The 13,160-nt window shown below is 66.2% G+C and carries 12 protein-coding genes and 1 pseudogene; 3 read left to right on the top strand and 10 right to left on the bottom strand.

The features are described 5' to 3' along the window. Positions 1-313 precede the first annotated feature (313 nt). Entirely contained in the window at positions 314-1,270 is a 957-nt protein-coding gene (locus tag XarjCFBP7645_RS11420; RefSeq protein WP_104537570.1) for a glycoside hydrolase family 5 protein, read from the top strand. Between the two features lie 627 nt (positions 1,271-1,897). Here the strand turns inward: XarjCFBP7645_RS11420 and XarjCFBP7645_RS11410 are convergent. Then, on the bottom strand, positions 1,898-2,476 hold the full coding sequence (locus XarjCFBP7645_RS11410) for a response regulator transcription factor (protein WP_104537569.1): 579 nt from the start codon (positions 2,474-2,476) through the stop codon (positions 1,898-1,900). Further along, positions 2,473-3,699 (bottom strand): ATP-binding protein, encoded by a 1,227-nt coding sequence (locus XarjCFBP7645_RS11405; RefSeq protein ID WP_166775858.1) that lies wholly within the window; start codon positions 3,697-3,699, stop codon positions 2,473-2,475. Before XarjCFBP7645_RS11405 ends, XarjCFBP7645_RS11410 begins: the two co-directional genes overlap by 4 nt. 120 nt (positions 3,700-3,819) lie before the next feature. Here XarjCFBP7645_RS11405 and ispG point away from each other — a divergent pair, with 120 nt between their 5' ends. Together ispG and XarjCFBP7645_RS11395 are read left to right on the top strand one after the other, a co-directional pair. Next, positions 3,820-5,085 carry a flavodoxin-dependent (E)-4-hydroxy-3-methylbut-2-enyl-diphosphate synthase gene (gene ispG / locus XarjCFBP7645_RS11400; protein ID WP_104537567.1) on the top strand — a complete coding sequence of 422 codons (1,266 nt, stop codon included), beginning with the start codon at positions 3,820-3,822 and terminating at the stop codon, positions 5,083-5,085. Beyond that, the gene (locus XarjCFBP7645_RS11395; protein ID WP_104537566.1) at positions 5,066-5,764 is read left to right on the top strand and encodes a phosphatase PAP2 family protein; all 699 of its coding nucleotides are present in this window, start codon (positions 5,066-5,068) and stop codon (positions 5,762-5,764) included. Before ispG ends, XarjCFBP7645_RS11395 begins: the two co-directional genes overlap by 20 nt. Before the next feature lie 170 nt (positions 5,765-5,934). On the opposite strand, the pseudogene XarjCFBP7645_RS11390 reads toward XarjCFBP7645_RS11395, so the two are convergent. The 8 genes and pseudogenes from XarjCFBP7645_RS11390 to amaB all read right to left on the bottom strand — a co-directional run. After that, positions 5,935-6,351, bottom strand: a pseudogene (locus XarjCFBP7645_RS11390) (MFS transporter); the annotation flags it as partial. A 25-nt stretch (positions 6,352-6,376) separates the two neighbouring features. Next, entirely contained in the window at positions 6,377-7,081 is a 705-nt protein-coding gene (locus tag XarjCFBP7645_RS11385; RefSeq protein WP_104537565.1) for an aspartate/glutamate racemase family protein, read from the bottom strand. A 135-nt stretch (positions 7,082-7,216) separates the two neighbouring features. Further along, positions 7,217-8,128, bottom strand: a complete 912-nt coding sequence (locus XarjCFBP7645_RS11380; protein ID WP_104537564.1) for a DMT family transporter — start codon at positions 8,126-8,128, stop codon at positions 7,217-7,219. Further along, positions 8,122-9,174, bottom strand: a complete 1,053-nt coding sequence (gene murB, locus XarjCFBP7645_RS11375) for a UDP-N-acetylmuramate dehydrogenase (RefSeq protein WP_104537563.1) — start codon at positions 9,172-9,174, stop codon at positions 8,122-8,124. The genes XarjCFBP7645_RS11380 and murB overlap by 7 nt, the downstream gene beginning before the upstream one ends. After that, entirely contained in the window at positions 9,171-10,226 is a 1,056-nt protein-coding gene (locus XarjCFBP7645_RS11370) for a quinone-dependent dihydroorotate dehydrogenase (RefSeq protein WP_104537562.1), read from the bottom strand. Before XarjCFBP7645_RS11370 ends, murB begins: the two co-directional genes overlap by 4 nt. Positions 10,227-10,231: 5 nt before the next feature. Beyond that, positions 10,232-10,999, bottom strand: a complete 768-nt coding sequence (locus XarjCFBP7645_RS11365) for a class I SAM-dependent methyltransferase (protein WP_181126294.1) — start codon at positions 10,997-10,999, stop codon at positions 10,232-10,234. Positions 11,000-11,001: 2 nt separating this feature from the next. Further along, on the bottom strand, positions 11,002-11,286 hold the full coding sequence (locus XarjCFBP7645_RS11360) for a DUF4190 domain-containing protein (protein ID WP_016903110.1): 285 nt from the start codon (positions 11,284-11,286) through the stop codon (positions 11,002-11,004). Between the two features lie 334 nt (positions 11,287-11,620). Continuing rightward, positions 11,621-13,153: an L-piperidine-6-carboxylate dehydrogenase gene (gene amaB, locus XarjCFBP7645_RS11355; protein WP_104537560.1), complete on the bottom strand. Its 1,533-nt coding sequence runs from the start codon at positions 13,151-13,153 to the stop codon at positions 11,621-11,623. Positions 13,154-13,160: the final 7 nt, after the last annotated feature.

The raw sequence follows: 13,160 nt of genomic DNA, 5'->3' as shown, positions 1-13,160 counted from the left end.
ACGATTGCTCCGGACTGCTGAGGTGTGGCCGAGGCAAGCAACTGTTCGGCGCCGCAGTCGGCGCCGGGCGCGCCGGCCACTAAACATCGGCGTCGCCTGGCCGATCACTGATGGCGCGCCTGCCTGTGTCGACCACAACAAAGTTCGGCGCACTTTTTTTCTGCGCTTGTTCGTTATGTGACATGGGTTACATCGATTGACGCAAAAGATTGACACAGTGTTCACGCGCGCTGTGAGCGATGCCGTCGCTTCTCATCTACCTACTGTCTGGAAATCGATCGTGAAATCATCGTTGTCTCGTTTCGCCAGCTGCATGCTGCTGGTCGTTGCAGGCCTGGCATTGTCGTCTGCCGCGCACGCGGGGCTGTCGGTGTCCGGCGCGCAGCTGCGTGAGTCCAATGGCAACACCGTGGTCTTGCGCGGCGTCAATCTGCCGCATGCCTGGTACGCAAGCCGTACCGATGCGGCCCTGGCTGCCATCGCTGCCACCGGCGCCAACAGTGTGCGTGTCGTGCTCAGTTCCGGCTATCGCTGGAACCGCACGCCGGAGGCCGACGTGGTGCGCATCATCGCGCGTTGCAAGAGCCTGGGCTTGATCGCGGTGCTGGAGGTGCACGACACCACCGGCTATGGCGAAGACGGTGCCGCCGCCGGTCTGCCCCAGGCCACTGCGTACTGGACCAGCATTCGCAAGGCGCTGATCGGCAACGAAGACCACGTCATCATCAACATCGGCAACGAGCCGTTCGGCAATCAGTTGAGCGCCAGCGAATGGGTCAACGGGCATGCAACCGCGATCGCCGCACTACGCAAGCCCGGGTTGACCCACGCACTGATGGTGGATGGCCCGAACTGGGGGCAGGACTGGACGTTCTACATGCGCGACAACGCTGCCGCCTTGCTGGCGCGCGACAGTCGCCGCAACCTGATCTTCAGCGTGCACATGTACGAAGTGTTCGGCAGCGATGCGACGGTCAACAATTATCTGCGCGCTTTCCGCGATAAAAAGCTGGCGCTGGTGATCGGCGAGTTCGGTGGAGACCATCGCGGCGCGCACGTGGACGAGGCGGCGATCATGCGCCGTGCCCGCGAATACAACGTCGGCTATCTGGGCTGGTCGTGGTCGGGCAACGACAGCAGCACGCAATCGCTGGATATCGCGATCGGCTGGAACGCCACGCGCCTCAGCGACTGGGGCCGCAACCTGATCCTGGGCGCCGATGGCATCGCCGCGACCTCGCGCATGGCGAGCGTGTTCGGGCCACGTTGAGATTGAAGCCCTGCAGCCAGCGTCTTTGGTTTTTTTCGGGGTGCGTGGATGGGTTACTTGCAGAGCTTCCGATTTGCGGGCTTTCTGCAGGGCCCTTGCCCGCCCACCATCGCGGGATACGCCGCAAGTACGTCCATGTAGGCTCTTACGCGGCGTCCATGCCGCGTAAGGTCCCGCGACGGTGGGCGGGCAAGGACCCGTCGAGATGGTCGGTGTCATAGTGCAAGCGACGCAGGACGTGCGCTGGTCGGATTACTAAGCGTTCGATCAACCTCTGACCATTTTCGCGTCGCAAGCCGAGCAGCAAACGGGCTTTCAACACGCAAGCTACAAACAGCGCATCTGCTGCCGCGAGCCGAGCAACACGCTTTCAAGAAAGCAGCCGATCAACTCTCTGGCGCGGTGTCCTTGCCGGTTGCGGGACCCTTGGCGGCATGGATGCCGCCAAGGAGCCTCCATGGACGGATTCACGGCGTGTCCCGCAAGCGGTGAGGGCACCGCGCAATCAACTCACCGAGCGTTTGACTTGAGCGTCGGATCGAACCAAAAAACAACGCCATGGTTGAATGGATCAAGCCTGGAATAGCACCTGAAAAACGCCACGCTTCAACGTTTCGTTGCCAGGTCTCAACGCCCTGGCTCGCGTAACGGCCCCGGGCTTGGCCGCTTGGTCAGCTTGCGCTGCAGCGAGCGGCGGTGCATGCCGAGCAGGCGTGCGGCAGCGGAGACATTGCCGCCGGTTTCGTGCAGCGCCTGCTGGATGTGCTCCCACTGCAGGCGGCTGAGCGGTGTCATCATTTCCCGCGCGGTTTCTTCTTCGTCCGGCTCGGGCAGTTCGTCGTCTTCTTCGCCCAGCGCCCGCATGATGGTGGGGATGTTGGCCGGCTTGGGGAGATAGTCGTCGGCACCGAGCTTGATCGCCTCCACGGCGGTGGCGATGCTGGCGTAACCGGTGACCAGCAGGATGCGCATGTCGGCGCGGATTTCGCGCAGCGGCTGGATCAGGCTCAGGCCGGAATCGTGGCCGAGCTTGAGATCGATCAAGGCGAAATCGGGCAAGGCGCTGCGTGCGGTCGACAGGGCACTGGCCGCATCGGTGGCGGTCACAGTTTCCACGCCACGGCGGGCGAGGCTGCGTTGCAGCGTGCGCAGGTACAAGGTGTCGTCATCGACCAGCAGGCCGGTGCGCAGGGGAGTGCTTGTCATGCGAGTGCCTCGTGTTCGGAGAGCGGCAGACGGAAACCGACGCGGGCGCCGCTGCCTTCGGCGGGCAGCATCCACAACTCGCCCTGCAGGCGCTCGACGGTGGCGTGCGAGAGCGCCAGCCCCACTCCCATGCCGTCATGCTTGCCGCTGTTGAACAAGGTGCCCGGCAACATGGCCTGCGAGGTGTCGAAGCCTGGACCGTAATCGCGGACTTCGCCGCTGAGATGGTCCTGCTCCACGCGCAGGGTCAGATCGATCTGCGGCCGACCGGCGCGTTCGCCCGCATCGGCCGCATTGTTGAGCAGCACCATCAGCAGGTGGCTGACGCCGGGCTGCAGCAGCAGGCGCATCGGTGCGTCGTCGTTGCGGCGCAGCTCGATGGTCGGGCGCACCAGCCGCCATTGTTCCAGGACGTCCTTGACTGCCACTTCGCGGCTGAGGTGGCCGTTGTCGGCCGGTGCGGCCAGGGCCAGCACGCGCTCGTGGCACTGCACCAGCAGCTCGCGCAGGGTGTCCAGGTCCTCGCGCAATTCGCTCTGGTCGCACTGGTCTGCGATGTCGTCCACCAGTAGGGTCATCGTCGCCAGCGGGGTGTTCAATTCATGCGCGACCGAGGCCGCATGTGTGGCCAGCGCGACGATGCCCTCGTTGCGTGCGAAGCGCTCGCGAAGCGTGGAAATCTCGCGCTCGCGTTCGCGCATCGACAAGGCCAGCCGGGTGGCGAAGGCCAGTACCACCACCGTCGACAGCAGGAAGTTGGCCGCCATGCCCCACATGTGCAGGCTGAGCGGGTCGAAGCTGCCGTAGGGCAGCGGCAAGCCGAACGCCGCACTGATCACATAGCCGGCCACGCAGGACGCCGCCACCGCCATCGCCCAGCCCAGCGGCAGGGCCAGCGCGGCCAGCGCGATCAGGACCAGGAACAGCGAACCGAACGGGTTGGCGATGCCGCCGCTCCAGCCCACCATCCAGGTCAGCACGGTGACATCGACCAGGATGTGGCCGAATTCGGTGGCCTGGCTGACCGCGCCACGGTGGGCCACCCGCAGTTGCGCATACAGGTTGAACACCGTCAGCGCGGCCACGCCGGCCCACAAGGGTTGCTGCGGCAGGTGCAGGCCCATGAGTCCGGTGGCGACCAGGATGGTGGCGGCCTGGCCGGCAGTGGCCAGCCAGCGCAGGCTACACAGGGTCCGCAGGAAGGAGGCGTCTGAGGAATTCATCACGGCAATGCTATGCGCTCGGGGGCGTGGCGGCCTGCGACAAACCGTCGCATCGGCAGGGAAGACGGCCCGCGCAGCGCTTCAGCTGTGAGCGGACCGATGACAGGCTAAAATACCGCGATGTACGACGCCGTGACTCGCCCAACCCCTCCCGCCGACGCCACCGCCTGGCCGCGCCGCATCACCCAGGCCGTCAAGATCGGCAGCGTGATCGTGGGCGGCGGCCACCCGGTGGTCGTCCAGTCGATGACCAATACCGATACCGCCGACATCGCCGGCAGCGTCAAGCAGGTGGCCGACCTGTGGCGCGCGGGCTCGGAAATGGTGCGCCTGACCGTCAACAACGCCGAGTCGGCCGCGGCCATTCCGCGCATCGTCGACAAGCTGCGCATGATGGGAATCGAGGTGCCGTTGATCGGCGACTTCCACTACAACGGCCATCAGCTGCTCGCCGCCGAGCCGGCCTGCGCCGAAGCCCTGGCCAAGTACCGGATTAATCCGGGCAATGTCGGCTTCGGCAAGAAGAAGGATCTGCAGTTCGCGCAGCTGATCGAGTTCGCAATCAGGTACGACAAGCCGGTGCGCATCGGCGCCAACTGGGGCTCGCTGGACCAGTCGCTGGCCGGGCAGCTGATGGACGAGAACTCGCAGCGCGACACGCCCTGGGATGCCGGGCGCGTGCTGCGCGAGGCGCTGATCCGTTCGGCAGTGGATTCGGCCGAGCGCGCGGTGGAACTGGGTCTGGCGCGCGAGCGCATCATCCTGTCGGCCAAGGTGTCCGGTGTGCAGGAGCTGATCGCGGTGTATCGCGACATGGCGAGCCGCTGCGACTTTGCGCTGCATCTGGGCCTGACCGAGGCCGGCATCGGCAGCAAGGGCATCGTGGCCTCGGCTGCGGCGCTGAGCGTGCTGCTGCAGGAGGGCATCGGCGACACCATCCGCATCTCGCTGACGCCGGAACCGGGCCAGTCGCGCACCCAGGAAGTGATCGTCGCGCAGGAACTGCTGCAGACCACCGGCCAGCGCGCCTTCACGCCAATGGTCACGGCCTGCCCGGGCTGCGGCCGCACCACCTCCGAGTTCTTCCAGGAACTGGCCGGCGTGGTGCAGAACCACGTGCGCGCCAAGATGCCGGAGTGGAAGATCAGCAACCCCGGCGCGGAAAACATGACCCTGGCGGTGATGGGCTGCGTGGTCAATGGGCCGGGCGAATCGCGCCACGCCAATATCGGCATCTCGTTGCCGGGCACCGGCGAGGCGCCGTCGGCACCGGTGTTCATCGATGGCGAAAAAAGCGTCACCTTGCGTGGCGAAAACATCGCCTACGAGTTCATCGATCTGATCGATCAGTACGTCGAACGTACCTATGTCCGCCGCGCCGGCTGAATCGCCGGCCGGTTTCAGGGGGTGGCTGCGCAGCAATGCGTGGCGCATGGCGTTGCTGTTTGCCGGCGTACTGCTGCCGCTGGGGTTGTTCGTCGACCTGGCCGACGAAGTCCACGAACTGGAAAATTTCTACTTCGACGAGCCCTTGCTGTGGAGCATGCGCAGCATCGCCACGCCGCGCCTGGATGCGTTTTTCGGGGTGGTTTCCAAGATCGGATACCAATATGGCGTGATCCCGGCCGATATCGTCATCGTGCTGGTCTTGCTGATGTTGCGGCGCTGGCGCGAGGGGACCTTTGCCGCACTCGGCTTTGGTGGCTCGGCCTTGTTGAACATGGGCGCCAAGCAGGTCTTCCAGCGCGACCGCCCGAGCCTGTGGGAATCGATCGCCCCAGAAAGCACCTTCAGCTTTCCCAGCGGGCATGCGATGGGCTCGATGACGCTCGTCGCGGTGGTCATCGCGCTGGCCTGGAACACGCGCTGGCGCTGGCCGGTGACCACCGCCGCCAGCCTGTTCGCAATGCTGGTCGGCGTGTCGCGAATCTACCTGGGCGTGCATTACCCCTCCGACATCCTGGGCGGCTGGTCGGCTGCGCTGGTGTGGGTGGTCGGGCTGTATCTGGTGATGTTTCGCGGCGCACGGCGGCCGCATTGGCGTCGCCATCTCACTCCGGCCTGAGGGCACGGCCGCGCCGACGTCGAACGGGGTCTGCGCAAGCGCGGTTGCCAGGAGCGGCGAACACAGGTGCCGCCTTTGACTCAGCAACGACTTGCCCGCTCCTGGCGGCGCAACTGCAGCCCGATCACGCTGCCGATCACGGCCAGCAGAATCATGTCATAGGCCGGCTACAGCAACGTCGGTGTCATCAACGACACTACCAGCACGCCGGCTGCCACCATCCAGGTCAGCCACAACGACAGCGCCACACTGCGTGGATGATCGCGCAGCACCAGCTTGAGCGGCGTTTCGCGCGCGACGGCCCGCATCGCCATCAGCTCGGCGAACACCGGCGTTTCGTGCAGCCAACGCCGCAAATACACGGAACGCAGGCCGAAGATGCCGCCGGCCAGGAACGGCAGACGCCAGGCATGGTCGGCGATTTCCTGCGGCGTGAAGGCGCGATTGATCGCCCCGGCGCTGAGCGAACCGAGCAACACGCCGGCAGCCAGGCCGGCGGTCAGGGTTCCGCAAGCCGGTCCCCTGCGCTGCGCAGGCACGTGTTCTGCGACGAAGACCCACGCACTGGGGACTTCGCCGGCACAGGCGCGTTGGCTGCGCCTTCGCTGCCGATCAGTCGTGCACACTTGCGTGCGCGGCCGCGTCGGCATGCAGTGCGGTGGTGTCGAACAACGGCAGCTGCGCATCGCCGCTGTCCACCAGCAGCGAAATCTCGGTGCAGCCCAGGATGATCGCTTGCGCACCATCCTGGCCGAGGTCGGCCATGACCTGGCGGAAATAGCCGCGCGACTCCGGCAGGATGATGCCCTGGCAGAGTTCGTCGTAGATCACCCGATGCAGTTGCACGCGTGCATCCGCCGGCGGTACCAGCACCTGCAGGCCGCGCGCAGCCAGGCGCGCGCGATAGAACGGCTGTTCCATGGTGAAACGCGTGCCGAGCAGCCCGACCCGGGTGACGTCCGCGACAATCAACGCATCGGCGGTGGCATCGGCGATATGCAGCAACGGTAGCGGCGTTGCGGAGGTGATCGCATCGGCAACGCAATGCATGGTGTTGGTGCACAGCACCAGGAAGTCGGCGCCGCCGGCATGCAGCGAGCGCGCCGCCGCCGCCATCGCCTGGCCTGCGCCGTCCCAGTCGCCGGCGTGTTGCAGGCGCTCGATCTCATGGAAATCGACGCTGTACAGCAACAGCTTGGCCGAGTGCAGGCCGCCGCAGGCCTGGCGCACCCGCTGGTTGATGATGCGGTAGTAGGGCAGGGTGGATTCCCAGCTCATGCCGCCGATCAGGCCGATGGTTTTGCTTGGAACCGGCATGCGATCTCACCTTGGAGCAGTCAACGAAAGTGCGTATCATCCAGTCGATGCCTGGGGTGCGCGGACAGCGCAGTGTACGTCGGCATCGTCGCCCCACCATCTCCTGCGCCGGTGAGGCTGCCTGCGGACGATCAATCATTCGCCCGGTTTTGCGCCTTCCACCGGGGCATGCGTGGCGGCGCGACGTGCCAGCACGCTTTCGCGATGGGCGATATAGACGTTGGCGCAGATGATGATAGCCGCACCGATCAGTGTATGGCGTTCGATCGCCTCGCCGAAGAGCCACCAGCCCAGCAGCGCCACCAGCGGCAGCTGCATGAAGCTGATCGGCTGCAGTGCGGAAACCTCGCCCAGCTTGAGCGCGCGTGTCCAGAACAACTGCCCGGCGGTGCCGAAGATGCCAGTGGCCACCAGCCACAGCCAGGCGATGCCCTGCGGCCAGGCCCACTGAAACAGCGCCGGAATCAGCGACATCGGCACCCAGAACACATAGGTATAGAACACCACGGTGTCCGAGTCGTCGCTACGCGAGAGCTGCTTGATCTGGATTGCCACCACGGCGCTGATCACCGCTGCCAGCAGCGCAATCAGCAGGCCGGGCGTGAATGTGGACGAGCCCGGGCGCAGGATCACCAGCACGCCGACAAAGCCTGCCGCCACTGCCAGCCAACGGCGCATGCGCACCTGTTCGTGCAGCCATACCACAGCCAGCACGGTGACGAACAACGGGGTGGAATACGACAGCGAGATCGCCTGCGACAACGGCAAATGGCCGATCGCCCAGAACCCGCACAGCATCGAGGCCAGGCCGATCAAGGTGCGTGCCAGGTACTGCGGCAGTTGCCGCGTGCGCGGCAGCGCCTTGCCGGCGCGCAGGATCAGCGGCAACAACGCTAACAGCCCGAACGCATTGCGAAAGAACGCGATTTCGGTGGTGGCGATCGTGCCCGACGCCAGCCGGATGCAGATGGCCATCAGGCCGAAGGCGAAGGTACTGGTGAGCATCCACAGCGCAGCACGTCGTGATGCCTGCTGCGCTGTCACCAATGCGCTCCGATGATGCGCGGCTCCGGCTCCAGGATCACCGAGTAACGCTCGCGTACCGATTCGGCAACGCGCCGCGCAAAGTCCAGCAGCTGCGCGCCGCTGGCGGTGCCGTAATTGACCAGCACCAGCGCATGGTCCGGCGACACCCCGGCATCGCCCTCGCGCCGGCCTTTCCAGCCGCACTGCTCGATCAACCAGGCCGCCGACAACTTGCCCTGGCCGGATTGCTCGCCGGCATACACCGGCATATCGGCAAAGGTGGCCTGCAGTGCGGCAATCTGCTCGCTGGGCAGCAACGGATTCTTGAAGAAGCTGCCGGCATTGCCGAGCACATCCGGGTCCGGCAGTTTGCGCCGACGGATGTTGATCACTGCCTGCGCCACATCGGCGGCGCCGGCTAGTTCGGCGCCCATGCTGGCCAGTTCCTCGCGGATGCCTGCATAGTCCAGCCGCAATTCGTGCAGCAGCGGCAGATTGAATTCCACCGCGACGATCAGATAACGCTCTGGCTGCCGCTTGAACACGCTGTCGCGATAGGCGAAGGCGCACTCGGCAGCGGTCAGCCGCACAAACTGCCGTGCGTGCAGATCGAAGGCGTCCACCACGTGGATAAAGTCGCCCACCTGCGCGCCGTACGCGCCGATGTTCTGGATCGGGCAGGCGCCGACCGTGCCGGGAATCAAGGCCAGATTCTCCAATCCCGACAAGCCTTGCTGCAGCGAGTACAGCACCAACGCATGCCAGTTGACGCCTGCGCCGGCGCGCACGATGGCATGGTCGGCGTGGTGCGCAATGATGGCGATGTCGCGGTTTTCGAAACACAGCACGCAGCCCGGCGGGTCGCCGGCCAGCAGCACGTTGCTGCCGCTGCCCAACACCAGCAGCGGTTGCCCGGCGATTTCCGGCGCTGCCAGCGCCTGCGGCAATGCATCGGGTGCGTGGATGCCGAGCAACCAGCGCGCCGTGGCCTCCACATGAAAGGTATTGAGCGCGCGCAGTGGCGCGTGTTCGCTCAAGCGCCAGCCGGCCTGCGCTGCCTCGCTCATAGCGGCGACACCGCACCGCCGCTGGGCGCTTCGCGGCGGCGACGGATCGCCGCCACGCATTCGCCGATCAGCGGGGGCCCGCGATAGACCAGGCCGCTGTAGCACTGCACCAGGGTCGCGCCGGCCGCCATCTTGGCCACCGCGTCCGCACCGGAGTTGATGCCGCCCACGCCGATCAACGGAATCGACTCGGGCAGGCGTGCGCGCAGGCGGCGCAGCACCAGCGTGGATTGCCCCAGCAGCGGCGCGCCCGACAGGCCGCCGGCCTCGGCAGCCAGCGGATGGTTGGCGATCAGGGTGCGGGTCACCGTGGTGTTGGTGGCGATCACGCCATCCACCGCCAGGTCGGCCAGCACGCGCGCGGCCGCATCGATGTCGCGGTCGTTGAGGTCCGGCGCCACCTTCACCAGCATCGGCACGCGCTTGCCGTGTTGCGCGGCCAGGGTTTCCTGGGTGTCGCGCAGATCGGCGATCAGCCGACGCAGCGCCTGTTCTTCCTGCAGTTCGCGCAAGCCGGCGGTGTTGGGCGAAGAAATATTGACGGTGATGTAGTCGGCCAGCGGGTACACGCGTTCCATGCAATAGCGGTAGTCGCTGGTCGCTTCCTCGTTGGGCGTGTCCTTGTTCTTGCCGATGTTGATGCCGAGCAGGCCGCCGCGACGACGCGCGCGTTGCACGTTGGCCACCAGCACATCCACGCCCAGGTTGTTGAAGCCCATGCGATTGATCACCGCTTGATACTCCGGCAAGCGGAACATGCGCGGCTTGGGGTTGCCCTCCTGCGGCCGCGGCGTCACCGTGCCGATCTCGACAAAACCAAAGCCCAGCGCAAGCAGCGCATCGATGTGCTCGCCGTTCTTGTCCAGGCCGGCACCGAGCCCGACCGGATTGGGAAACATCAGACCGAAGGCCGGCGTCGGCAGCGGCGCCGGACGCTTGGCCAGCAGCGGCGTGGTGCCGGTGCGGTAGGCGGCATCGATGGAGCGCAATGCCAGCGCATGGGCGCGCTCGGCGTCGAGGGAAAACAGCAAGGGGCGGGCAAGCGAATACATGCGGGTCAGTTCAATCCCCCGGCGAAGACCCGGGTCTGGTATTGGAAATCGATCAGCCCGTCGCGCGCATGCGCATCGAACAGCGTGCGCAGCGCGGAGAGCATTGGGGCATGGCGCGGGTCGTGCGCAAGCGGCGCATAGGACGACGACAACAGCCGGCCACGCAAGGCATCGAAATCCAGCCGCTGCACATTCGGAAAGCGTGCCATCGCGCGGAAGCCCTCACCGAACCACGCCTGCATGGTGGCATCGTCCTGATAGCGCTCGGCCACGGCCGAATAGTCGGTGCCGTAGTCCAGCAGCAGTTGCTCGTAACCGCGCAGGAAGTCGGTAGTGTCCAGCTCGCGGCTGTTCCAGTAGATCACCGCCAGCCCGCCGGGCTGCAGGATGCGTGCCCACTCGGCGCGCACGGCCTGCACGTCGAACCAGTGGAAGGCCTGCGCCGCAGACACCAAGCCGACGCTGGCATCGGCCAGACCGGTGGCCTCGGCGGTGCCGTCGACCGCCCGGAACCTGGGGAACTCCGCCAGCCACTGCTGCGCGGCTTCGCGCATGGCCGGGTTGGGTTCCACCGCTGTGACCGGATAACCGGCCTCCAGAAACAGCCGGCTGGAGATGCCGGTGCCGGCACCGATATCGGCCACCGCGGTGGCCGGCGTCACGCCCAGCGCTTCGTGCAGCCAGCGCAGCAGTTGCGGCGGATAGCTCGGCCGGTAGCGCACATAGGCCGCGACGCGGTCGTTGAAGCGTTGGGCGGAGGAGGGCGCGGCCATGCTCAACTGTTGGCGGCCGCAAGCCAGGCCAGGCCGCCGAAGAACAGGATGAAGATCGCCACCCCTGCCACCCACAGCGCAACCGCCAACCAGCCAAGAATCAGCCCGCCGATGGCCAGCCCGTCGCCGTCCAGCCCCTGCGGATTGCGGCGGATTTCACCACGCGCCAGATGGCCGGTGATGATGGCGCAGAGGCTGCCGAGGAACGGAATCAGCGTCCAGCCGAGGATGCCCGAGACCAGGCTGACGATGGCCATGGCGCTGGTCTGTCGAACGACGACGTTCATCATGAACTCCTGAAGTGGCGGCAGCCGACGGCTGGCGTGGGCCGATTATCCCAGAGCCGCCGCCCGAATGGCGTGCCGTCTGCGGGCAGACGCCGTGCGTGGCCGGTTTTTACGGGAATGGACGGGGCTGCGTGTCTGGCCACCCGGCCGAGCGCTCGATGAAAATGTCGGGCGCCGAGGCAAGGCGCAGCCGCGCGGTTCACGCTCACGACCAGGATATCGGCACCAGGCCGCTGGGGATTGTGGAAGCCGGGCGCGGGCGCAGCGCAACAGCCGTGGTCCGGCATGCTCACGACAGCGCGCCGGCTCAACTCCCGGCGCGCCTGCACGTCGATCAGAGATCGAACTTGATGCCCTGCGCCAGCGGCAGCGAGTCGGAGTAGTTGATCGTGTTGGTCTGGCGACGCATGTAGACCTTCCACGCATCCGACCCGGATTCGCGGCCACCGCCGGTCTCCTTTTCGCCGCCGAACGCGCCGCCGATCTCCGCACCGGAGGTGCCGATGTTGACGTTGGCGATACCGCAGTCGCTGCCGGCCGCCGACAGGAACTTCTCGGCCGCCTTCAGGTTCTGGGTGAAGATCGACGACGACAGGCCCTGCGGCACACCGTTCTGCAGCTCGATTGCCTCGTCCAGCGTGCTGTACTTCATCACGTACAGGATCGGCGCGAAGGTCTCGTGCTGCACCACTGCGTCGCTGTTCTGCAGCCCGGTGATGATGGCCGGCAGCACGAAGTTGCCGGGGCGGTCGATCGCGGTGCCGCCCACTTCGACCGTGCCGCCGGCGGCCTCGGCCTTGGCGATCGAGGCCAGGAACTGCTCCACCGCGCCCTGGCTGTTGAGCGGGCCCATCAGGTTTGCCGGGTCGGTCGGGTCGCCGATCTTGCTGTCGAGCTGCTTGTACGCCTTGACCAGCGTGGCCAGCACGTTGTCGTAGATCGAGGCGTGCACGATCAGGCGGCGGGTGGTGGTGCAGCGCTGCCCGGCGGTGCCCACCGCGCCGAACACGATGCCCGGGATGGCCAGCTTCAGGTCGGCGGTGTCGTCCAGGATGATGGCGTTGTTGCCGCCCAGCTCCAGCAGGCAACGGCCCAGGCGGTGCGCGACCTTTTCCGCAACCACGCGGCCGATCTGGGTCGAGCCGGTGAAGCTGATCAGCGGGATGCGGGTGTCTTCCACCAGTTTCTGCGACAGCGCCGTGCCGGCATCGTTGATCAGGAAGAAGATGTCCGGGAAGCCAGCGTCCTTCAATGCCGCATTGCAGATCTTCATCGTCGCGATCGCGGTCAGCGGGGTCTTGTTGGACGGCTTCCAGATGCAGATATCGCCGCAGATCGCCGCCAGGAACGCATTCCATGCCCACACCGCCACCGGGAAGTTGAACGCGCTGATGATGCCGACCAGGCCCAGCGGCTGGTACTGCTCGTACATGCGGTGGCCCGGCCGCTCCGAGTGCATGGTGTAGCCGTACAGCATGCGGCTCTGGCCGACCGCAAAGTCGGCGATGTCGATCATCTCCTGCACCTCGCCATCGCCCTCGGGCTTGCTCTTGCCCATTTCCAGCGCCACCAGCGAGCCCAGCGCATCCTTGTGCGCACGCAGCGCCTCGCCACACAGGCGAACGGCTTCGCCACGGCGCGGCGCCGGCGTGGTCCGCCAAACCTTGAAGGCAGCCTGCGCGCGCTGGACGATCAGCTCGTAGTCTTCCGGCGTGGTCGCCTGCACCTCGGCGATTACCGCGTTGGTGGTCGGATTCAGCGGCTGCAGCACCCCGGCACCGGTGGCCGGCGACCAGGTCGCCTCGCCAAGATAGGTACCGGAATTGGACGCGGCGAGGTCGAGCGCCTTGAGCAGGTCAGCGGACATGGGATCT

This window comes from Xanthomonas arboricola (assembly GCF_002940665.1).
In the GTDB taxonomy this organism is placed as follows: domain Bacteria; phylum Pseudomonadota; class Gammaproteobacteria; order Xanthomonadales; family Xanthomonadaceae; genus Xanthomonas; species Xanthomonas arboricola_B.
The sequence above is the reverse complement of the archived record's forward strand: the minus strand, read 5'-3'. Positions and strand labels throughout refer to the sequence as shown.

Coding starts and splice junctions, on each gene's coding strand:
- ispG (WP_104537567.1), top strand. CDS start 3,820: ATGTACGACGCCGTGACTCGCCCAACCCCTCCCGCCGACGCCACCGCC.
- XarjCFBP7645_RS11370 (WP_104537562.1), bottom strand. CDS start 10,226: ATGTATTCGCTTGCCCGCCCCTTGCTGTTTTCCCTCGACGCCGAGCGC.
- amaB (WP_104537560.1), bottom strand. CDS start 13,153: ATGTCCGCTGACCTGCTCAAGGCGCTCGACCTCGCCGCGTCCAATTCC.
- XarjCFBP7645_RS11395 (WP_104537566.1), top strand. CDS start 5,066: ATGTCCGCCGCGCCGGCTGAATCGCCGGCCGGTTTCAGGGGGTGGCTG.
- XarjCFBP7645_RS11410 (WP_104537569.1), bottom strand. CDS start 2,476: ATGACAAGCACTCCCCTGCGCACCGGCCTGCTGGTCGATGACGACACC.
- murB (WP_104537563.1), bottom strand. CDS start 9,174: ATGAGCGAGGCAGCGCAGGCCGGCTGGCGCTTGAGCGAACACGCGCCA.
- XarjCFBP7645_RS11360 (WP_016903110.1), bottom strand. CDS start 11,286: ATGAACGTCGTCGTTCGACAGACCAGCGCCATGGCCATCGTCAGCCTG.
- XarjCFBP7645_RS11405 (WP_166775858.1), bottom strand. CDS start 3,699: ATGAATTCCTCAGACGCCTCCTTCCTGCGGACCCTGTGTAGCCTGCGC.
- XarjCFBP7645_RS11385 (WP_104537565.1), bottom strand. CDS start 7,081: ATGCCGGTTCCAAGCAAAACCATCGGCCTGATCGGCGGCATGAGCTGG.
- XarjCFBP7645_RS11365 (WP_181126294.1), bottom strand. CDS start 10,999: ATGGCCGCGCCCTCCTCCGCCCAACGCTTCAACGACCGCGTCGCGGCC.
- XarjCFBP7645_RS11420 (WP_104537570.1), top strand. CDS start 314: ATGCTGCTGGTCGTTGCAGGCCTGGCATTGTCGTCTGCCGCGCACGCG.